Consider the following 21,289-nt stretch of genomic DNA (forward strand, 5'->3'; position numbering starts at 1 on the left):
TTAAGGTAACGCGACAAGGCGCAGGATTTCAGCGATAACATCATCAGGTGTTTTTCCGTCCCCCTGTGCCTCAAAGCTCAGGGTGATGCGGTGGCGGAAAACATCGTGCGCGATGGCGCGGATATCGGCCGGGTCAACATAATCGCGCCCATTTAACCAGGCATGAGCGCGACCGCATTTGTCTAACGTCAGCGAGGCGCGTGGGCTCGCACCAATCTCGATCCAACGACCGAGGTTTTCATCAAGCTTGTCGGGCGTACGTGTCGCTTGGACAAGGTCAGCCATGTACCGGTCCATCGCATCCGAGACGTGTATTTGCCCAATCTCGGAACGGGCGGTGAAGACAACCTCCTGAGGTATGGCGGCAGGCGCTTCAGAAGACGTCGAGGTGTTAGCCGCAATTTCTTCGCCGCGGACAAGGCGAATGACCTCGACTTCATCCTCGACCGGCGGGTACGTGATCTGGACATGCATCAAAAAGCGGTCCATTTGCGCCTCGGGCAGAGGGTAGGTGCCTTCTTGCTCAATCGGGTTCTGGGTGGCCAGCACTATGAACAGCGGCTCCATTTTGTGCGTTGTGCCCGAGACAGTGACCTGTCTTTCCTCCATCGCTTCGAGCAAAGCAGCTTGTACTTTGGCCGGTGCCCGGTTGATTTCGTCAGCCAGCACGATGTTCGCGAAAATTGGCCCCTGTTCAAATCGAAAGCTGCCACCGGATTCTGTCTGTTGATAGATCTCAGTCCCGGTCACGTCAGACGGCAACAGATCGGGCGTAAACTGAATACGGCTAAAGCTGGCATCCAGATTCCGCGCCATCGCCTTAACCGCGCGGGTTTTCGCCAGCCCCGGCAAGCCTTCGATCAAAAGGTTACCATTTGCCAGCAAGCCAATGATCAACCGGTCAATTACATCGGTCTGGCCGATAATTGCCTGTCCCATTCGCGATTTAAGATCAACTATCTGATTATGTGCATTCATTTTTCGATCCAAACCGTGTTAGTGGGCAAGTAGTGACGTCTTGCTGAGGATTTTCAGTTGCTTAGCCGAAGGTTAGCAGGTTTGTCAAAATCGATCTACCGTCGTATCCGCTGTTTCAGTTGCCTCAAATCCTCTCGCAGACGTGGTCGGATTTCGCCGTGGTTGGGAAAGTCGCGCAGCGTTGTCAGCCAATTGTCCGGCGGTGCTTTTCCGGCTTTTCGGTACCACGTGAGGTCGCGTAAAACGGCCTGTGCGTCCGGTCCCAACGCATCAGGAATCTCAATCCCATTCAGCGTGGCCCAGACACCGGTCCAAAGCCGAGCGACAGACCAAGGGTTATAGCCGCCACCGCCAAGTACCAGAAACCGCGATGTCAGGTCTTTCAACTGACGTACAGCGTTCCAGTGCGCGTTGTTGGATAAAGCCAATCTGGATAGGGGATCTTCGGCCACTGCGTCTGCGCCACATTGCAGAACTATGGCCTGCGGCACAAATGCTTCGGTCGCTGGTATGATCAACTCGTCCAAAATTGCGTAGAACTCATCATCGTTCAAGTTACGCGGAACTGGCAAGTTAAACGCTGCTCCATCCGCGTCATCATTCAGCAAACCGGTAAAGGGCCAGCGACGTTCTTCATGGATCGAGATCATTCGGACTTGTTGTGAGCCCCGAAATGCGACCTCGACACCGTCACAATGATGCGCGTCGATGTCGATATAGACGATCCGCTCTAACCCTGAATTCAATAGGGTTAGGATTGCCAGAACCGGATCATTTAAAAAACAAAACCCATTGGCCCGGTCCGGCATTCCATGATGTGTACCGCCTGCCGGGCTGTAGACGACGCCACCATCACGGATAAGTTCAGCCGCCAGCATCGAACCGCCAGCGGAGGTCGCGGGGCGCCGGTACATCTCAGCGAATACCGGGTTGGACAGAGTGCCCAGCGCGTATTTTTGTCGTGTATCTTCGGTGACAGACTGTTGAGCCTCAGCCTGTTGCAACGCATCTATATAGTCTGGGGCATGAAACGCGTGCAGTGCAGCGGGTTTTGCGCGCGGGCTTACACGGAAATTTCCGGCATCCAGCCAGCCAAGCGTTCGGCACAAATCCATAACCGTTGAAACCCTTGGAATGGCCAGAGGGTGCTTTGAGCCAAAGGTCGAGTTTCGATAAATCTCGGAACCGATGAAAATGGGGCGCTGCATTTCTTAGTTTATAGATCGCGGACTTTGGTCTTCACCCAATTTGCCGTCCAGCGACATCAATATCGCGATGGGACGCAGTGCAGGGATATGGCTGAACACGATCAGGATGCAGACAGTGAGGGGAACGCTCAGGAAAGCTCCGATCATGCCCCAGACGGTGGTCCAGAACATCAGCGCCAGAATAACCAAAAAGGTCGACATGTTCAGCGATCGGCCCAGCATTGCCGGGTCCACAAAGTTGCCAATCAGGAACTGAATGGTTCCGCATCCCAAGACGATGATCAAAAATGGCCCGATGGTTTCAAACTGCACAAGTGCGATCATCGCAGGAAACACCACGGCGATGATTGAGCCGATCGAAGGGATGAAGTTCAAAGCAAAGGTAAGAACCGCCCATGTCTCGGCATATTCCAGGCCAAGTAGCCGAAACACCGAATAGCTGATGCCAGCCGTGATCAGGCTGATAAACGTCTTTACCCCAACATAACGTTGCAAGCTGTATGAGATCGCTTCGATCACTGTTGCGAACTCAGCCCCGGTTTGCGGGTTTCCAGCGGCAAGCCGGATTTTCTTTCGAAAGGCCAGTCGCTCGGCCATCAGGAAGGCGACGTACAGGCTGATCAGAAAAAAGTGGTTGAGCAGCGACGTGGCGCTGCCCAGCATGATGCGCGCCACATAAGACATATCAATGTTGATCAGGTTATCGCGGATAAAGTTGGTAACATCATTGCCCACAAGGCCAGTTATCCGGTTTACGGCCCCGTCAAATTGGCTTTCGTAAGTGCTGATCGACCGGGCAAATTGTGTCGCCTGACTGCCGAGGATGTACATGATCATGAACAATCCGGCCAAAACGACTGTAACGCCGGCGATATTTGCCAGCCAAACAGGGGCGCGGGTGACCGAAATGACCCGGTCGCTCAGCGCCATAATCAGAACATTGATCAAAAGCGCCATGGTCAGCGGAATCAGAAACGCTGCTCCGGCATAAAGGGCAAGCACAATGAGTGTTGCGACAATCGCCGCGTCTCGTACGACCGACAGTCTCAGCCGGGGTCGAGAAGCGGTTTCGTCTGGGTCAATGGTCATCAACTAGCCTGTCGCAAAACGGGTGCGGAAACGGTGCCTGAATGCCTTGATCCTGCACAGCCTGCTGAATTATGCAATGCGTCCAACTATTTGACCAAGTTAATTTGCAGCCATTGGGGTTTTGACGGTTCTGTGATCGCGACGGTCAGGTTAGGCTTACCCCATGAATTCCAGTGTGATTCCTTCTCTGTGGCGACCATTGCAGGCGTTGTGGTTGGCGCTTGGGCGCTTCGGTGCCAAAAACGGCTTGGTGATGAGCAGCCACGTTGCGATGTCTTTGATGATGGCGCTGTTTCCTTTTGTGCTTTTTACAGTGGCGTTGGCGGGGGCGCTGTCACAAGGTTATGTGACCGAAGAACTGATCGAGCTGATTTTTGGCGCCTGGCCACGTGATGTGGCCGAGCCGATCGTCGCCGAATTGCGGGCGGTTTTGCAGCAATCAGGCTCGGGCGTCATCACGCTGGGCGGGTTGTTGGCGATCTTCTTTGCTTCGAATGGCGTCGTCGCCGTGCGGGCCGCAATGAACCAAGCTTATCATGACCACGATAGCTGGCCGTTTTGGAAAATAAGACTGCTGTGCCTTGGATTGGTGATCGTGGGGGGGGCTACAATTCTGGCCATTGCGGCCGTTGAAGTCGTCTTGCCGTTTTATACCAAACTGGTCTCGGAAAGAACGGATGTGAACGTATCCCAGTGGCTGTCAATAGATCGGCTGAGGTGGACATTCACGGTGGCCGTTCCGGCGGGCACTGTGCTGCTTGCGCATTTGATTTTACCGACCCGACGACACTCAATACTGCAAATTTTGCCCGGCGTTATCCTGACCCTTGCACTTTGGGCAGCAGGCGGTTGGGCGTTCTCGATTTATATAAGTCAATTCGCATCATACAGCACGACATACGCAGGTTTGGCAGGGGCAATGGCGGCTTTGATCTTCCTGTATCTCTGCGCAGCTATCCTGATCCTTGGGGCCGAGTTCAACGGCGCGTTGATGGATTTACAAAATACCGATAGTGGGAGTTCGTTTTGAGGCTGCTTTGGCTCTTATTAGGCTTGGTCACGCCTGCTCTGGCGTTTGCTCAAACCCCTTCGTATATCGGATCGGATCAATGTTCTGACTGCCACGAGGCCGAGGCAGCAGCCTGGGCGCAATCGCACCACGCTTTGGCTTGGACGCAATCAGACAGCGGAAGTCTTGAGGCTGACTTTGACTCGACGCGGTTCGACCATGATGGGATGTCCGTCACCTTCAATAACGATGATGGTTTACGCGCACAGGTGACAGAAAAGGACGGGGTGACAACCGAATACGGTGTTCACTCTGTCGTGGGAATTGCACCGCTTCAGCAATACCTTTTCGAAACCGAACCCGGACGTTTGCAAAGCTTTGACGTCGTTTGGGACACGGAAGAAAAGCGCTGGTTTCATTTATATCCGGATCAGGATTTACCACCTGATGACGGATTGCACTGGACTGGGCCTTATAAAAACTGGAATGCGCGCTGCGCCGAGTGCCATGCGACCGGTTTTGAGAAGAAATATGATCCTGTGTCGCGATCGTATAGTTCGCAGCAATCTGAAATCGGCGTGGGCTGCGAAGCTTGTCATGGCCCCGGTTCTGCGCATGTCGATTGGACAAAAGGTCAGTCTGTCGCTGACGGCTTGACCGAATATGGCTTTACGATGGAATGGGGGCAGGGAAAGACCGAAGCCGAAATCCAGCAATGCGCCGGTTGTCATTCACGTCGCGAAGCACACGGAGACGGCAATCCGGTGCCGGGAACGCCTTTCCACGATGCCTACAACCTCGCCGTGCTGCGACCAGGGCTGTATCACCCGGACGGACAGATCCTGGACGAAGTTTATGTTTATGGCTCTTTTCTGCAATCCAAGATGTACGCGCAAGGCGTCGGTTGCATGGATTGTCACGAGCCGCACAACGCGACGCTCAGGGCGGATGGAAACGGCGTCTGCACCCAATGCCATTCGCCTGCGGGGAACCCTCGGTTCCCGACGTTGGCAGCAAAAGAATACGACACAGCTGCGCATCACCATCATCCCGAAGACAGCGAGGGCGCGCAGTGCAAGTCATGCCACATGATCGAGCGTGTCTATATGGGGGTTGATGGTCGCCGGGATCACAGCTTTCGCATACCGCGTCCTGATCTGGCACTGGGCGAAGATGCATGCACCGATTGCCATCGAGACCAAGGGCAGGGATGGGCTGCAGCGCAGTTGGAAGAATGGTTCCCCGAGTCCGTGGAACGGAAGCCGCACTACGGAACTGTCTTTAACCAGTTTTTGACCGGAGCAACCACCGATCCGGCGGCGCTTTTGGACGTGGCTAAGGACACCAATCGGGCAGGAATAGTACGGGCAACCGCTGCTTATTTGCTGCAGGAGTTCGGGTCGCCGGAAATCGCCGCGCAAACCACCGGTCTTTTGTCCGATGAGGACCCGCTTGTGCGCGCGAACGCCGTTGTTTTGCAACGGTTCGCGTCGGTGCCAGAGCAGGTGCAAAGACTTACGCCATTATTGTCGGACCCTATGCGAAACGTGCGTATTTCGGCCGCAAAAGAGTTTCTGACCATCCCCCCGCAAGCGATGAGCGCGCAGCAGCAAGAGGCGTCTGGACAAGCGATGTCCGAGTGGCAGGGCGCATTGTCCAACCGCCTCGACTTTCCGGAAACCCACATGGTTTTAGGAGGAATGGCGCTGACATTTCGGAACGCAGAAGCGGCCGAGCGTGCCTTTAGCGAGGTTGTCCTGCTGGACCCGCAGCGCGCTGAGGCTTGGCCGATCCTGGTTCAGCTTGTGCAGCTTAACAAAGGAACAGGCGCCGCGCTTAACGTGTTGCAGCAAGGCTTGTCGCGGGTCCCTGACCACCCGGGTTTGTTGCAGTTGCAAGACCAGTTGAGCCGCTGAAACGGCATGGCAACGCCTGTTTTCAGCCATTTTCAGGGCAAATTTCACCTTTAACACATATGGCAGGGCGCAATGCCTGTCTTGTTCAAAGGTGACCCATGTTCGACAAACCGGTACATTCCTCGCAGCTCCAGCGACCCTTATCCTTGTCGCAACGGATCGAGGATTTGCGGACCCGCCAACCCGAATACCTCAACCACGGCGAGGCTTTGCTGATGCAGGGAATAGCGTCTGCATCCCTTCGTGAGCAGGTTCTGGCTGGTGATCAGATCTCGCTTGACGATTAAGTCAGCCGCGGAACCCTGTCGCGACCACGAACTTTTCGGAACTGTCGGAGCGTGAGGCCGGGGGCTTCACGTTCGAAACCTTGTTGAACTTCTGCTTCAACAGCTTCTGCAGGTCTCCTTCTGCACCGCCAGCAAGGACCTTGGCGACAAATGTACCGCCTTCCTCAAGCACATCGAAAGCGAAGTATGCTGCTGTTTCACACAAAGCCATGATCCTGAGGTGATCTGTTTGCTTGTGTCCAGAAGAGGCAGCGGCCATGTCGGACATGACAACATCCGCCTTACCGCCCAGCCACTCTTTTACCTTGGCATCTGCATCGTCTTCCATGAAATCAAGCTGGTGCACTTCGGCACCTGCAACAGGTTCAACCTCTTGCAGGTCAACACCCAAAACGGTTCCGATCCGCTTACCGCTTTTCTCACCCAGCGCGTTCACACGCTTAACAGCGACCTGAAGCCAGCCGCCGGGTGCACAACCAAGGTCGACGACGCGCGCGCCGGGGACTAAAAAGCGAAACTTGTCGTCCAGCTCCAGTATCTTATAGGCAGCACGGCCGCGATACCCGTCGGCTTGTGCGCGCTTGACATACGGGTCGTTCAACTGACGCTCCAGCCAGCGCGTCGAGCTAAGCTTGCGACCACGTGCGGTTTTTACCTTTACCTTCAGGTCGCGCTGCCCGCGGCCAGAGGTGTTTTTGCCACTGGGTTTTTTGGCCATGAAATCGGTCTCCTGAAGGCTGGAGCGCCCTTAGCGGTTCACCTCGTCGGTATCAAGGCATTGGCGCGGCATATCTTTCAATAACAGATCGGGCCAAGGTGAAGAAACACCAAAGGCCAGCCATCCCAACCCATTCAGGGCTTTGTAGCGAATTGTATCCGGGTCAGTCTGTGGCGCAGAAAAACTATGTAGCAATGTCAGCGCGTCTGTTGCCTGAGGGCCCGGGACGGCGATAGCAATGCCACCAATGCCAAGCGCGTAATGCGGCAGGGTATTTGCGACATGAAACCCAGGGCAGAACACATTAAAACCGGCAGATTCCAGAGCGCAGATCGCGGTCGCCGCAGTAGAGGTCCGGTATGCGATGGCAACGGTTGTCAGGGGCATGCCGGACCAGGCCTCAGAATGGTCCGTCTTCCAACACACCATCCGCGCTCATTTGCGCGTAAAGAAGGCCTTCCCTTAGCCCTCGGTCTGCGACGGAAAGACGATCGGTGGGCCAGCACCGCAACAGCGCCTGCAAAATAGCCGAACCCGACATGATCAGGGCCTGTCTGTCGTCCCCGATGCGCGGATCGCGACGGCGTCCCTGTGGGCCAAGCTCGAGGTAGCCGCGGATCACCTTGTCAATCTGATCGCTGGTCATACGCAGGCCATCGACCTTGGTCCGGTCATAGCGTTTGAGCCCCAGATGGGATGCGGCGACAGTCGTGACAGTTCCACTGGTGCCAACGATCTGAAAGCCTTCTCGGGCCTGTTCGTCCTTGTAGGGGGCGAAATCAGCCAGATTTTCCTCGAAAAACCAGCTCATCAATGCAAAACGCGCCGAGTCGTCCTCGACATCGTTGAACTGGTCGCGCAGCGTTGCGACGCCCAGCGGAACGCTGATCCAGTCCACAACTTTGGCGGCAGGGAAGGGGCTTTCTGCGGCGTGAAATCCATGGTGCAGACGCATGATCGCTGCGGGTCGGTCACGACGCGGAACGGATGAGATGTCTATCCAAACCAGCTCGGTCGAGCCGCCACCGATGTCCACGACAAGCAGCTGCTCGGTTTTGGTCGATACCAAAGGCGCGCAGGATATGACGGCAAGGCGCGCCTCTTCCTCAGTCTGGATGATTTCCAGGTTCAGCCCCGTCTCGCGTTTGACCTGGCGGATGAATTCGCGCGAGTTTTTGGCACGCCGACAAGCCTCGGTCGCGACCAGGCGCATCCGTTTGACTTTGTTGCGTTTTAGCTTTTGCTGACAGATGCGCAAAGCCTGAATGGTGCGCGCCATCGAAGACCGAGACAAACGTCCCGTCCTTTCCAAGCCAGCGCCCAACTGGACCGACTTGGAGAAACTGTCGACCACATGAAATCCACTGCCCTTGGGTTGGGCAATCAACATGCGGCAGCTATTTGTTCCCAAATCCAGTGCCGCATACAACGCGTCTGGATCGGGCCTTGCCGGCGCGGGGCTTTCGACCGCCTTCGGGAACGCGCCCGCACCTTTGGGACGCTTGGGCGCCATCTTTAACGCCCTCCGATTTTCGAGTTACCCCGACCATAGGTCGCGCACCTGAATCGCGCAAGACGCTCATTAAAGTGATGAGAATTTTGATGTGGGTGTTTGCACATAGTTCGTTACAAGGTTGGTATTCCATTGTCGGCAAAAAGGTCGCTTGAAATACCCCGTGTGTCGAAAATCGACCGACGCTTGCCCATATAGATGTTTAGAACCAGCCCATCTGGTTAGGAGGAATCAAAGGCGATGCCTGACGTCACCATTGTTTATTGGCGCGACATTCCCGCTCAAGTCATCGTCGGCAAAGGCCGTCGCGGTGCAAAGCGGCAGTTGGAAGAACGGTTTGAACAAGCAATCGACCGTGCCGCCATGAAGGTGAATGCCAAGGACAGCGATGCCTACCTGGCCGAATGGCGCAAAGCCGAACCCTTTGCCGTCGAGGGCGATCCGTCCGAGATAGCCGAGGCAGAAGCGACGCGCCTTGAAACGGAATATGATCAGGACCGGATAAAGGCGCTGATCGCAAATGACGGTTGGGCATGAGCCCTAAATCTTTATGGGAGGCCGCGATGGCTTTGCTGAACTTCAAGAAACGTGATGCAGTAGAAAACACCCCGGTAAACCCGACTGTCGAAGCCTTTTTGCAGGGCTATTCGATCGAGGTAATGCCGCGCACCGCCGAAAAGGTCGAAGATTTCCGCGCGCTGCTGCCCGAAGGCACCCGCGTATACATCGCCCATATCGAGGGCACTCCTATCGAAGACATGGTCAAAACGGCCAAGCGTCTGGCCGCCGACGGATACCCTGTTATGCCGCATTTCCCTGCGCGGATCATCAAGGATGCCGCGACGCTGGAAAACTGGATTTCCATGTATCAGGGCGAAGCAGGTGTGGATCAAGCATTGTTGCTGGCTGGTGGTGTGGACAAGCCGCATGGCGATTTCGACAGCTCGATGCAGTTGCTTGAAAGCGGTCTGTTCGACAAAGCTGGCTTTAAACGTCTGCACGTCGCGGGCCATCCCGAGGGCAACAAAGACATCGACCCGGACGGCTCGACCAAGAATGTCGACGACGCGCTGCGTTGGAAGCAGAAATTCTCTGAGACCACCGATGCCGAAATGGCGCTGGCGACACAGTTCGCATTCGACGCCAAGCCGATCATCGAATGGGCCGATGGCTTGAAGGCCGCAGGCATCGACCTGCCAATCCACATCGGTATCGCGGGTCCGGCCAAGCTGCAGACACTGATCAAGTTCGCAATCGCTTGTGGTGTTGGGCCATCGCTGAAGGTCCTGCAAAAACGTGCGATGGACGTATCCAAACTGTTGCTGCCCTATGAGCCGACAGACGTTCTGACCGAGTTGGCAAACCACAAGGCGGCGAACCCGGACTTCAACATCACAAACGTGCACTTCTTCCCGCTTGGCGGCATCAAGACCAACGCCAACTGGGCAATTAACAACGGCGGCGCCTCGGCAAAGCCTGCAAACTCCTAAGGAACGGACATGACCCGTACAGTCGTAGAATCAAAAACAAAAACCGCCGTTCTGGGCTTCGACGAACCGTTCTGTGTGATCGGCGAGCGGATCAACCCGACCGGGCGCAAGAAACTGGCGGCAGAATTGGAAGCGGGCGATTTCTCAACCGTAGAAAAAGACGCGCTGGCACAGGTCGCAGCAGGCGCAACCGTTCTGGATATCAATGCGGGTGTTGTCTACAACTCGAACCCCAACCCCAATGAAACCGAGCCGCCGCTTATGACCAAGATCGTCGAGCTGGTTCAGGGTCTGGTCGATGTACCGCTGTGCATCGACTCGTCGGTACCGGGCGCACTGGAAGCGGGTTTGCAGACTGCCGAAGGACGTCCGCTGCTGAACTCGGTCACCGGTGAAGAAGAGCGGCTTGAGCAGATCCTGCCGCTGGTCAAAAAATACAACGTTCCGGTTGTTGCGATTTCGAACGATGACACCGGTATCTCGGAAGACCCCGATGTTCGTTTCGACGTCGCCAAGAAGATCGTTGAGCGCGCCGCTGATTTCGGCATTCCTGCGCACGACATCGTGGTAGACCCGCTCGTTATGCCGATCGGTGCGATGGCAACCGCTGGTCAGCAGGTTTTTGCCTTGGTCCGTCGTCTGCGCGAAGAGCTGGGCGTGAACACCACCTGTGGTGCGTCCAACATCTCGTTCGGTCTGCCGAACCGTCACGGCATCAACAACGCGTTCCTGCCGATGGCTATGGGCGCAGGTATGACCTCGGCGATCATGAACCCGGTTGCGCTGCCGGTCGGCCCCAAGAAATTGGCCGAGAAAAAAGCAGAGGTCGAGGCCAAGGGTATCGTTCTGCCTGCGGACATGGATGACGAAGCGTTCTGCCAGTTGTTCGGACTAGGGTCGACCAAACCGCGCGCGGGTAAGGAAATGGAAGCCATCCGTGCGGCCAACCTGCTGACGAACAACGACCCTCATGGTGGTGAGTGGATCAAGTTCAACAAAAGCCCGGATGAAGCAGGTGCAGCTGGTGCTGCAGGGGGCCGTCGGGGTGGTGGTCGTCGCCGCCGCGCTTAAGCGATCTGACAGTTGCGATTTTAAGGCCGGGCATATTGCCCGGTCTTTTTTGTTTGATACCGATCAATGCCGGAAGCTGCGGCATAAGGGACACTCGGTCTTTATTCACCATCGCAACCGAGTTTTTCATGAGCGCACACCATTCCCCGAAACTTGCCGATGCAGACCTGACAAAGCGGTTGGGAAAGAAAGCGTATTTTGAAAAGCTTGTTTCGCTACAGGCGCAATTGGCCTTGATCCAACAGGCGTTTTTGTTTCACGGCCTCAAAGGCGTTCTGGTGTTCGAAGGCTGGGATGCCGCAGGCAAGGGCGGCACGATACGCCGTATCAGTCAGGCACTGGACCCACGCAGCTTTAAGGTTTGGCCGATTGGCGCGCCCCGAAACTACTATCTGAACCGGCATTACCTGTTGCGGTTTTGGGAACGGCTGCCGCCTGCGGGCGCGATCTCGGCCTTTGACCGCAGCTGGTATGGCCGGGTCTTGGTTGAGCGTTTGGAACAGTTCACACCGGAGCACCGCTGGCGGGCCGGGTATCGCGAAATCAATGAATTTGAACGAATGCTGGTGGATGATGGCACCCGCATCGTGAAACTGTTTTTCCATATCTCGGAAGACGAGCAAATGGCACGGTTCACGGAACGCCTTCAGAACCCGATGAAACGTTGGAAACTGACCTATGAAGATTTCAGAAACCGAGAACGCTGGGCCGCGGCCGAAGTAGCGGTGGATGAAATGCTCGCACGGACTTCAACTGAAATTGCACCGTGGCATGTCATCCCATCGAACAACAAGAAATATGCGCGGATCACTGCAATGCGGGCGATCGTCGACGCTTTCTCGGAAGGTGTCGACCTAAGTCCGCAGCATCTGGATCAGCGTACGTTGGATGCGGCATCCGAGGCGTTGGATGTCGAACAATCATTGATCGACAGTCTGCGTGCCCGAACAGAATAAACCAAGCTGGAGACAGGGAAAGGCGCTTGAAGTTCAGCAACTCGGAATGCTATTTCGAGCAGCAGCGCGGGTATGGTGAAAAGGTATCACACGAGCTTCCCAAGCTCTTGTTACGGGTTCGATTCCCGTTACCCGCTCCAGCTACGCGGAACGACGCGCCTGAAACAGGTTGATGACCGCTGGTATTTCTACAACGTCGCCCTGCACATAGGGACTGAACTGCCCGGCTACGGCTTGGCGGATAGCCGCGATATCGTCCTGTGTGCCATCGAAATGTGCGATGACGCGCGCGGCGGGGCCAATGCGCGTGCAAAGCGCTGCGCATTCATCGATTGTTCCGTGAACCGGCAAAGACAAGGGCACGGCGTCAACCTGAATTTGGGTCAGTTCGGCCTGTTCAAGCAAACCGCAAACCCGATCCCGGTCGTGAAAAGCCAAAGGTCCGGGGGCGTTTCTGTCCATTTTGGGCGGTGTTCCAAGTCGTTCGGTCGCCGCGATATGGGGCAGTCGGAACCAAGGGTTGTCCGACAAAGGCCCCCAAGCAGCAAAAGTCATCCTCCCGCCCGGTTTAAGCGCCTTGGCCATGTTGGCAAAGGCGGCAACGGTGTCTTCAAAAAACATGACGCCAAAACGCGAGATCATCGCGTCACAGTCGCTTTCGGGAAACGGATAGGTTTGGGCGTCGGCGTATTGAAAAGTGATGTTGCTTTGCCCGGCGTCGGATGCCCGTTGTGCCGCCCGATCCAAAAACGGTTGCGAAAAGTCCGCGGCTAGAACGTGACCGTCGGGTCCTACAGCCTGTGCCGCCAGAACAGAGCTTGCCCCCGTGCCGCACCCGATATCCAATACACGTTGTCCGGGGGCAAGCGAGGCGCGCTGCATGACCAAATCAAGAACCGGGGCCAGAAGGGTGTCCATCTGGCCCTCATAGGTCAGCCACTTTGCGCCCGAAGGTGATTTACCCCAAAACTCGGCCTGTTCTTCGTTCGCTAATGACATGACGCCTCCGTTCGTTACGGTGACTATGACCTTCTGCGGCGACGACGACCAGATTTTTCCTCATCTCCGCCGCCCGTGTTGAAGGACGGTGAGGGCAGGGTGACCACTTGCGCCAACTCTGGGAAAGGATCCGTTTTGTGGGGGATCGCGTTTGCAGCCACGAAGTGATCTTGGAATTTGGGCTCGATCGCGGTTTCAACTTTGGTGATTTCACGCACAACCCGTTCGATCTCGACACGTGATCCAATGTTGCACAGCGCGATACGCGCGCCGGTTCCAGCCGCGTTGCCCGCGCTTGAGACCTTTTCCAGCGGTGCGTCGGGGATCATGCCCAGCACCATTGCGTGTTTGGTCGAGATATGCGCACCAAACGCGCCAGCCAGAACAATCCGATCCACCGTGTCGACATTCATTTCGTCCATCAACAGGCGGGCACCGGCGTAGAGCGCTGATTTCGCAAGTTGAATCGCGCGGATATCGCCTTGGGTCACTGTAATGCGTGGGCCACCGTCGGCACTTGCATCGTGGATCAGGTAAGCGTGGGTGCGGCCTTCGGGTATACAGCGCGCTGTACCGGTTTGCTCGGCCGAACCGATAAGGCCGCTTTCGTCCAAGAGGCCCGCAATGCGCATTTCGGCCACGGCTTCGATAATGCCCGACCCGCATATGCCTGAAATGCCGGTTGTCGCGACATCCTGATCAAAGCCGTCTTCGTCCGACCATTTGTCCGAGCCGATGACGCGAAAGCGCGGCTCTTTGGTTACAGGATCGATCTCAATCCGTTCGATCGCACCGGGGGCAGCACGCTGACCCGAGCTGATTTGCGCGCCTTCAAAAGCAGGGCCGGTGGGAGACGAGCACGCAAGAACGCGGCTGGTATTGCCCAGCAGGATTTCGGCGTTGGTGCCCACGTCCACAATCAGAACAAGGTCTTCGGATTTGCCGGGTTCCTCGGACAGCGCAACGGCGGCACAGTCGGCACCGACATGACCCGCAATGCAGGGCAAGATGTAGATCTGCGCGCGCGGGTTCATTTTGGTCAGATCCATTTCGCGCGCGGGCAGGGACATGCTTTCAGAAGTAGCCAGCGCAAATGGCGCTTGCCCCAGTTCAACCGGGTCGAGGCCCAGCAGCAGGTGGTGCATCACCGGGTTGCACACAAAAACAGTCTCGACGATCAGCGCGGCGTCAATTCCGGCCTCATCCGCGATCGAAGTGGTCAGATCATTTATCGCCTCGCGCACGGCCTTCGTCATTTCTTGATCGCCACCGGGGTTCATCATGGCGTAGGAAACCCTGCTCATCAGGTCTTCGCCAAAACGAATCTGTGGGTTCATAAGTCCCGATGACGCTTTGACTTCACCGGTTTCCAAATCGGTCAGGTGAGCCGCGATAGTTGTCGAGCCGAGGTCGATTGCCAGGCCGTACAAGCCGTTTTCGTGCAGGCCGGGCCAGATTTCGACGATACGGCCTACGGTGTCTTTGTGACCCTTGTGGACGGCGACCGTAACCTCCCATTTGCCTTTGCGCAGAACAGGTTGCAACTTGGACATCAAAGACAGGTCTGCTGTGACGGCATCAATGTTCCATTGCTGACGCAAGGCGCGTTCCAACCGCTCGAGGTCACCTGTGGGCGAATGCATGTCTGGCTCTTCCACCACTACGAAATACAGGCGCGTGGCCGGATCCATGGTAATCGCGCGGGCAGCTGCAGCTTTGCGAACCACTTGACGGTGCACTTGGCTTTCTGGTGGTACGTCGATGACGACGTCACCCTGCACCGATGCCTGACATCCCAGGCGACGGCCCGGTTTCAGGCCGCGCTTGTCGTCATAACGCTGTTCGACCGCGTTCCACTCGCTCAGGGCATTCTCAGCTACTGTGACGCCATGCTTTGGAAACTCGCCATAGCTGGGTGTGATCTGACATTTCGAGCAGATCCCACGTCCACCGCAGACCGAGTCCAGATCGACGCCCAATTGCCGGGCTGCCGTTAGAATCGGAGTGCCAATGGGAAAATGCCCTCGTTTGCCGGATGGGGTAAAGACGACAAGTGGTTCGGTGGTCATCAGGGACATACCTTTTTGTATTCGCGCGTATGCGGTGCAAGATATGAGTTTAGGCTCAAAGGGAAAGGGCATTTAGCGGCACGATTTGCACGGCGAGCGTCGTTTTCTGCCGCGGGATTGGCGCGCTGGGGCAGTCTCGGTTTGGAAGGGGCTTTCCCTTCTGGTCAATCCATGCAATAGGGTCACCGCCAAACGGGCTTTTGCATGGGGTTAGTAGATGCAGATTCGTGAGGCACTCACCTTTGACGACGTTCTTCTGGTTCCGGGCGCATCTTCTGTGCTGCCCGCAACGGCAGATACGACCACGCGCGTGACGCGTGAAATCACCATGAACATCCCGCTGCTAAGCTCGGCCATGGATACGGTGACCGAGGCGCGCATGGCCATCGCCATGGCACAGGCAGGTGGGATCGGTGTAATCCACAAGAACCTCTCGACCGAGGAACAGGCCCGCGAAGTACGCAGGGTCAAGAGGTTTGAATCCGGTATTGTCTATAATCCGGTCACATTGCGGGCGGAGCAGACGCTGGCTGACGCAAAGGCTTTGGTCGAACGGTACAACTTTACCGGCTTTCCCGTCGTAGACCCCGAGGGACGCGTCGTAGGGATCGTGACCAACCGAGACATGCGGTTTGCGACCTCGGATGACCAGCCGATCAAAGCAATGATGACGACCGAAAATCTGGCGATGCTTCAGGAACCCGCTGATCTGGAAGAGGCAAAAAGCCTCATGAAAGCGCGCAGGATCGAAAAGTTGCTGGTTGTCGACGGGTCGGGCAAGCTGACCGGGTTGTTGACCCTGAAAGACACTGAGCAGGCTGTTTTGAACCCGACTGCATGTAAGGACCGACTGGGGCGCCTGCGGGTCGCTGCAGCAACCTCGGTCGGCGATGCAGGTTTCGAACGGTCCGAGCAGTTGGTGGATTCCGGTGTGGATATCATTGTTGTCGATACCGCGCATGGCCATTCGCAAGGCGTTCTGGATGCGGTTAAGCGGGTCAAGACACTGTCCAACGAAGTGCAAATCATCGCGGGTAACGTCGCCACGGGCGAAGCCACCAAGGCGCTGATCGACGCTGGTGCCGATGCGATCAAAGTTGGGATCGGACCGGGTTCGATCTGTACAACGCGGATGGTCGCGGGCGTGGGTGTACCTCAGTTGACGGCGATCATGGATTGCGCGTCTGCTGCCGGAGATGTGCCGGTCATCGCAGATGGCGGCATCAAGTTCTCAGGCGATTTTGCTAAGGCGATCGCCGCTGGTGCATCCTGCGCCATGGTTGGATCGATGATCGCTGGTACGGATGAAAGCCCCGGAGAAGTCATCTTGTATCAGGGTCGGTCATTCAAATCTTACCGTGGAATGGGCAGCCTTGGCGCTATGGCACGCGGTTCTGCGGATCGGTACTTTCAGAAAGACGCGGCGAACGACAAGCTTGTGCCAGAAGGCATCGAAGGGCAGGTGCCCTACAAGGGTTCAGCCAGCGCAGTTGTTCACCAGTTGGTCGGCGGGCTTCGCGCAGCAATGGGATACACCGGTTGCGCGACTGTGGAAGAGATGCGGCGCAACTGTAGCTTTGTCAAAATCACCGGCGCTGGCCTGAAAGAGAGCCACGTGCACGATGTTCAGATCACGCGCGAAAGCCCGAACTACCGCATTATGTGATACCTGACCCGTCTGGAACGGCGCCCTCATATTTTGGGCGCCGTTTTTGCTTTTTTTGCCGCATCCGAAACGGATCTTTCCATGACACCCGCCGCACGCGTACAAGCCTCGATCGAAATTCTTGATGAAATCCTGAACGGCGCTCCCGTAGAAAAAGCCCTGACGGGATGGGCCAGGCGCAGCCGGTTTGCCGGATCCAAGGATAGGGCAGCCGTCAGGGACCACGTGTTCGATGCGATCAGGTGTCGACGCTCGTTCGCCGCGCTGGGTGGGGGTGAAACCGGGCGTGGGTTGATGATCGGATCATTGCGCGCTGCCGAAATTGAACCCGGCGACTTCTTTACTGGTGAGCGTCATACACCAGCGCCGGTAAAGCCAGAAGAAGCCAGTTCAGAATTCACGTCAGACGCCGCGCGATACGATATTCCTGAATGGTTGTGGCCCCTGTTCTGTAACTCTCTTGGTGACGAAACCATTCCAGTTGCACGCGCCTTGCAAAATCGGGCCCCTGTGCATTTGCGGGTCAATCTTCTCAAGGCAGGAAAGGCAGATGCGATTCATGCCTTGCAGGCAGACGGTATTGCTGCTCAACCGCACCCTGCATGTGAAACTGCGCTGGAGGTTGTCGAGGGCGCGCGCAAAATCGCGCGCAGCGCTGCTTATCTGGGCGGCTTAGTCGAGCTTCAGGATGCGGCCAGTCAAGCCGTCGTTGAAAAACTTGACCTACGCCCGGGGTTTCGCGTTCTGGACTATTGTGCAGGTGGCGGGGGCAAGTCCCTTGCCTTGGCCGCGCATAAGGATGTGCATGTATTCGCCCATGATGCGAATGTCGCCCGGATGCAGGACTTGCCTGCGCGGGCTGAAAGGGCAGGAGCCCAAGTAACGATTCTTGAGCCGGGTACACTACAGCACCAAGCACCCTTTGATGTTGTTTTAGTCGATGCGCCCTGTTCGGGCAGCGGTTCGTGGCGGCGTGCGCCTGCGGGTAAATGGGCCCTGACCCAAGATCGGCTGGATGAACTGTGTGCCTTGCAGTTGCAAATCCTGAAACAGGCCACCCAAATGGTCTGCGAAGGTGGGGTTTTAGCCTATGCCACGTGCTCGATGCTGAACCCGGAAAACGCTGGCGTCCTAGAAGCGTTCGCGACGTCGCGCCCCGAATGGCGCGAAACGTTCCGAAAAACGTGGCTTGTTTCGCACGGAACGGATGGCTTTTTCTCTTCACACTTGACGCGGCAGTGAATCAAAAAATAACAACCTCAGGTAAATTTGCCCGCATAAACTTAAGCGGTCATTAACCAATTTTGGGCTCAGTACCAGAAAGCCCGATGACCCGAGTTGTTATGCCCGAGACTACTGAATTCTTTCCTTATCCATCATTTCGAAAATTTCCTGACTTGGCTCGCTTGGCGTCCACAACCGTTTTGGGAATACTCATCCTTTTGGCCGCCTACGCGGGCGCAATTCCATTAGGATGGGTGCCGGAATTTACAGTCGCAGCGATCTCGTTGCTATGCGCCTGCATTTTGCTTGCGCTCAAGGGGTGGTTGTCAGAATGGTCTGCGGCACGCGAAGTCAGGGTAATGGCGATCTTTGCGGAACAAGATTCGTTTCCCTGCTTGCTTGCTGATGCAGATGGTCGGATTTTGTCGGCAAATTCCGAGGCTCAAAACCGGTTCCAAGCTCGTTTGGGATCAAGTTTGAATACGTGTTTGAAAACCACAATCGCCAATCCGGCTGCTGTGCTTCTCCGTTTGCAGTCTTTGGCTGAGATTCACGGCAAGGCGAGTGAAGAGATCGTGAGCGTCGGAGCCTCTATTCCCGTCTCTGTCTTTGCCGTTGGTCAAAATGTGTTCTGTTGGCGTTTTCATCTGGACGCTCAAAGTCAATGGACCGGCATGTCGGCCCCGGTTTTGACTCTTGGAAGAAATGGAACGGTGCTGCGCGCCAACGCAATGGCTGAACACGTTCTGGGCTGCCAACTGGTCGGTGAAAAACTTGCGTTGGGAGAAAACCCTCCGTCGTCCGGAGAAATCGCTCGGATCAAAACGGCACAGGGCACAACGTCGGTCGTTTTTTATGAATTATCCCGAGCAGGAGCGGCCAGAGATGTTCTCATTCTGCCGTTAGCCGGAGCGGACAGCCCTACGTCAGAGACCCCGTTCGCTGAACTGCCCGTGCCCGTTATGTGCCTGTCACCCGAAGGTTTAGTGTTGGATGCCAACAAGTTGGCGACCAAATTGGTGGGAGGGGTAACACCTTACGAAACCAATGTTGCCGAGGTCATGCAGGGTTTGGGTTATCCCATCCATGACTGGCTGACACGTGCGGCGTCGGAAAATGCTGTGGCTGGCTCGGAATTCTTGCGACTTTCCAGACAGGACAAAGAGGTATTTGTACAGGTCACGCTAAACCGAATTGTCAACGATGGGCAGGTGTCGTTGATCGCTATTCTGAACGACGCGACCGAATTAAAGACGCTCGAGGCGCAATTCGTCCAGGGCCAGAAAATGCAAGCAGTCGGGCAACTTGCGGGCGGTGTTGCACATGATTTTAACAACTTGCTCACCGCCATTTCGGGGCATTGCGATCTTTTGCTGCTAAGACACGACCAGAATGACCCAAATTACAGTGATCTTGTTCAGATCAATCAAAACGCAAATCGTGCGGCGGCCTTAGTCAGCCAGTTGCTGGCATTTTCCCGAAAACAAACCCTTAAGCCCGAAGTTCTGGACCTGCGCGATACAATTTCCGACCTGATCCATTTGCTGAACCGACTGGTTGGAGAAAAGGTAAGGTTAACGCTGAGCCACGATCCTGTGCTCAAACCAGTGCGCGCCGACAAACGGCAGCTTGAGCAAGTATTCATGAACCTTGTGGTGAATGCCCGCGATGCCATGCCTGAGGGTGGCGAGGTGCGGATTGAGACCGAGGTTGTCACATTAACCCAACCGCTTCGTCGGGACCGTGCCGCCGTTCAGCCGGGTGAATACGTGACTGTCAAAGTAATCGACAGTGGCACCGGTATACCTGCCGACAAACTGCAAAAAGTGTTTGAGCCTTTTTATACGACCAAAAGAACGGGTGAGGGCACGGGGCTCGGCCTGTCCACCGTATACGGCATTGTCAAACAGACAGGCGGTTTCATCTTTGTCGATAGCATCGTGGGGAGGGGTACAGAATTCACGGTATTCTTGCCGGTGTCGACCCAGCCGCAAACTGTGGAAGTGCCACATGACACGCCGCATGCTGCGCAAACGGGTCGGCAGGGTGAGGGTGTCGTTTTATTGGTCGAAGACGAGGCTCCGGTCCGTGCTTTCGCCACCCGCGCGCTGCGGCTAAAGGGGTACACGGTTCTGGAGGCCGACTCGGGTGAAGAGGCATTGCGCCTATTAGAAGACAGCTCTCTGCATGTGGATGTTTTCGTTACAGACGTCGTTATGCCAGGCCTTGATGGCCCAACCTGGGTGCGCCAGGCGTTGACGAACCGCCCGGATGTTCAGGTTATTTTCATGTCTGGCTACACTGAAGGCGCGTTTGGTGATTCTGGGCCTGAGGTCGCCAATTCTGCGTTTTTGCCCAAACCGTTTTCGCTGACACAGCTGACAGAAACCGTTTTTCGCCAGCTGAATTGATCCGCTATAGCGCAGCTTCGTGACATGAAAACTCTGCCGCATATTGTTGGTGGAATTTTTGCCTGGTGTGGTCACTCAAGAACATATCCCGTTTCGGAGAAACGTTTTCCCGAGCGAGTGAGATTTTCATTTCCAGGCGGTTTTCAAGAAATTCCAGTATCTTGTCCTGGTTTTCATATTTGAACACGTGATCGGCCCCACGGCCGTTGTTGCGTGTTCGGAAGAATTGGCTTTGGCTGCCAACGTCGGCAAACTCGGGTCTTGGGTTTTGCATGTAAGCCAGAACAAAATCATCAAAGCTCATGTCATGGGTCGAATGAGGGTGCCCGATGCGCGCGTCACGACCGCGAAACCTGTACCAGCTTCCCAGCCAATCAACCGGTTCCCGCACCACTGCCATGACCTCAAGCTCGGTGTCATACATTTTTCGAAAAATATTCTGAAAAAATCGGTCAAACCGTCGAACCGGCGCATGTTTCAGATCGGGTGGGCCTGAAATGACGAAATCAGCTCGATCTTTTAGGGCTGTGTGATAGGCTGTGCTACCCGTTTTGGGAACAGACAGAAACGCAAGGCGTTCCTTATAGAAAACAAGCATTTACCCACCCGTTCTGGACATATTTGACCGTGACAGATTGGCGTAAACGACTCTTTAACACAATTGCCCAACAGTAAGTATTGTAAG

19 protein-coding genes and 1 tRNA gene are annotated in these 21,289 nt (G+C 55.8%); 11 read left to right on the top strand and 9 right to left on the bottom strand.

Going from position 1 to position 21,289, the window contains the following annotated elements; all coding sequences use genetic code 11:
* From ACR0BD_RS12780 to ACR0BD_RS12790, 3 genes are all read right to left on the bottom strand, one after another.
* The gene (locus ACR0BD_RS12780) at positions 1-978 is read right to left on the bottom strand and encodes an AAA family ATPase (RefSeq protein WP_480830963.1); all 978 of its coding nucleotides are present in this window, start codon (positions 976-978) and stop codon (positions 1-3) included.
* Between the two features lie 95 nt (positions 979-1,073).
* On the bottom strand, positions 1,074-2,186 hold the full coding sequence (locus ACR0BD_RS12785; RefSeq protein ID WP_480830965.1) for an acetoin utilization protein AcuC: 1,113 nt from the start codon (positions 2,184-2,186) through the stop codon (positions 1,074-1,076).
* Positions 2,187-2,189: 3 nt separating this feature from the next.
* Positions 2,190-3,275, bottom strand: a complete 1,086-nt coding sequence (locus tag ACR0BD_RS12790) for an AI-2E family transporter (protein ID WP_480830967.1) — start codon at positions 3,273-3,275, stop codon at positions 2,190-2,192.
* Positions 3,276-3,438: 163 nt separating this feature from the next.
* Between ACR0BD_RS12790 and ACR0BD_RS12795 the strand changes: the two genes are divergently transcribed.
* From ACR0BD_RS12795 to ACR0BD_RS12805, 3 genes are all read left to right on the top strand, one after another.
* Positions 3,439-4,305 (top strand): YihY/virulence factor BrkB family protein, encoded by an 867-nt coding sequence (locus tag ACR0BD_RS12795; RefSeq protein WP_480830968.1) that lies wholly within the window; start codon positions 3,439-3,441, stop codon positions 4,303-4,305.
* Positions 4,302-6,200, top strand: a complete 1,899-nt coding sequence (locus ACR0BD_RS12800; protein ID WP_480830970.1) for a multiheme c-type cytochrome — start codon at positions 4,302-4,304, stop codon at positions 6,198-6,200. Before ACR0BD_RS12795 ends, ACR0BD_RS12800 begins: the two co-directional genes overlap by 4 nt.
* A gap of 98 nt (positions 6,201-6,298) precedes the next feature.
* Positions 6,299-6,487, top strand: coding sequence for a hypothetical protein (locus ACR0BD_RS12805; protein ID WP_480830972.1), 189 nt, complete (start codon positions 6,299-6,301; stop codon positions 6,485-6,487).
* A gap of 1 nt (position 6,488) precedes the next feature.
* Here the strand turns inward: ACR0BD_RS12805 and ACR0BD_RS12810 are convergent, their stop codons facing one another.
* From ACR0BD_RS12810 to ACR0BD_RS12820, 3 genes are read right to left on the bottom strand one after another with little or no spacing between them, the layout of a single operon-like run.
* A complete protein-coding gene (locus ACR0BD_RS12810) occupies positions 6,489-7,205 on the bottom strand; it encodes an RlmE family RNA methyltransferase (protein WP_480693612.1) in 717 nt (238 codons plus the stop codon).
* A gap of 30 nt (positions 7,206-7,235) precedes the next feature.
* On the bottom strand, positions 7,236-7,592 hold the full coding sequence (locus ACR0BD_RS12815) for a hypothetical protein (RefSeq protein WP_480830974.1): 357 nt from the start codon (positions 7,590-7,592) through the stop codon (positions 7,236-7,238).
* A gap of 13 nt (positions 7,593-7,605) precedes the next feature.
* Complete coding sequence (locus ACR0BD_RS12820; RefSeq protein ID WP_480693610.1) at positions 7,606-8,718, bottom strand: Ppx/GppA phosphatase family protein; 1,113 nt, start codon at positions 8,716-8,718, stop codon at positions 7,606-7,608.
* A gap of 240 nt (positions 8,719-8,958) precedes the next feature.
* Between ACR0BD_RS12820 and ACR0BD_RS12825 the strand changes: the two genes are divergently transcribed.
* The 5 genes from ACR0BD_RS12825 (at position 8,959) to ACR0BD_RS12845 (ending at position 12,375) form a co-directional block, all read left to right on the top strand.
* A complete protein-coding gene (locus tag ACR0BD_RS12825; RefSeq protein WP_480693609.1) occupies positions 8,959-9,255 on the top strand; it encodes a virulence factor in 297 nt (98 codons plus the stop codon).
* A 26-nt stretch (positions 9,256-9,281) separates the two neighbouring features.
* Entirely contained in the window at positions 9,282-10,208 is a 927-nt protein-coding gene (locus ACR0BD_RS12830; RefSeq protein ID WP_480830998.1) for a methylenetetrahydrofolate reductase, read from the top strand.
* A 9-nt stretch (positions 10,209-10,217) separates the two neighbouring features.
* On the top strand, positions 10,218-11,279 hold the full coding sequence (locus ACR0BD_RS12835) for a methyltetrahydrofolate cobalamin methyltransferase (RefSeq protein ID WP_480830976.1): 1,062 nt from the start codon (positions 10,218-10,220) through the stop codon (positions 11,277-11,279).
* 128 nt (positions 11,280-11,407) lie between these two features.
* Positions 11,408-12,235, top strand: coding sequence for a polyphosphate kinase 2 family protein (locus tag ACR0BD_RS12840; protein ID WP_480830978.1), 828 nt, complete (start codon positions 11,408-11,410; stop codon positions 12,233-12,235).
* Positions 12,236-12,301: 66 nt separating this feature from the next.
* Positions 12,302-12,375: transfer RNA gene (locus ACR0BD_RS12845), tRNA-Gly, on the top strand.
* A 1-nt stretch (position 12,376) separates the two neighbouring features.
* Here ACR0BD_RS12845 and ACR0BD_RS12850 read toward each other — a convergent pair.
* Entirely contained in the window at positions 12,377-13,234 is an 858-nt protein-coding gene (locus tag ACR0BD_RS12850; RefSeq protein WP_480830980.1) for a class I SAM-dependent methyltransferase, read from the bottom strand.
* 23 nt (positions 13,235-13,257) lie between these two features.
* Positions 13,258-15,303, bottom strand: coding sequence for an ASKHA domain-containing protein (locus ACR0BD_RS12855; protein WP_480831000.1), 2,046 nt, complete (start codon positions 15,301-15,303; stop codon positions 13,258-13,260).
* A 217-nt stretch (positions 15,304-15,520) separates the two neighbouring features.
* On the opposite strand from ACR0BD_RS12855, the gene guaB reads away from it, so the two are divergent.
* The 3 genes from guaB to ACR0BD_RS12870 all read left to right on the top strand — a co-directional run bounded on the left by guaB (position 15,521) and on the right by ACR0BD_RS12870 (position 20,604).
* The gene (gene guaB / locus ACR0BD_RS12860) at positions 15,521-16,969 is read left to right on the top strand and encodes an IMP dehydrogenase (RefSeq protein ID WP_480830982.1); all 1,449 of its coding nucleotides are present in this window, start codon (positions 15,521-15,523) and stop codon (positions 16,967-16,969) included.
* A gap of 81 nt (positions 16,970-17,050) precedes the next feature.
* Positions 17,051-18,211 carry an RsmB/NOP family class I SAM-dependent RNA methyltransferase gene (locus tag ACR0BD_RS12865; RefSeq protein WP_480830983.1) on the top strand — a complete coding sequence of 387 codons (1,161 nt, stop codon included), beginning with the start codon at positions 17,051-17,053 and terminating at the stop codon, positions 18,209-18,211.
* Between the two features lie 86 nt (positions 18,212-18,297).
* A complete protein-coding gene (locus tag ACR0BD_RS12870) occupies positions 18,298-20,604 on the top strand; it encodes an ATP-binding protein (protein WP_480830985.1) in 2,307 nt (768 codons plus the stop codon).
* 4 nt (positions 20,605-20,608) lie between these two features.
* On the opposite strand, the gene ACR0BD_RS12875 is transcribed toward ACR0BD_RS12870, so the two are convergent.
* Positions 20,609-21,202, bottom strand: a complete 594-nt coding sequence (locus ACR0BD_RS12875) for a sulfotransferase family 2 domain-containing protein (protein ID WP_480830987.1) — start codon at positions 21,200-21,202, stop codon at positions 20,609-20,611.
* Positions 21,203-21,289: the final 87 nt, after the last annotated feature.

The sequence above is a fragment of the Ruegeria sp. G5 genome (genome assembly GCF_056533365.1).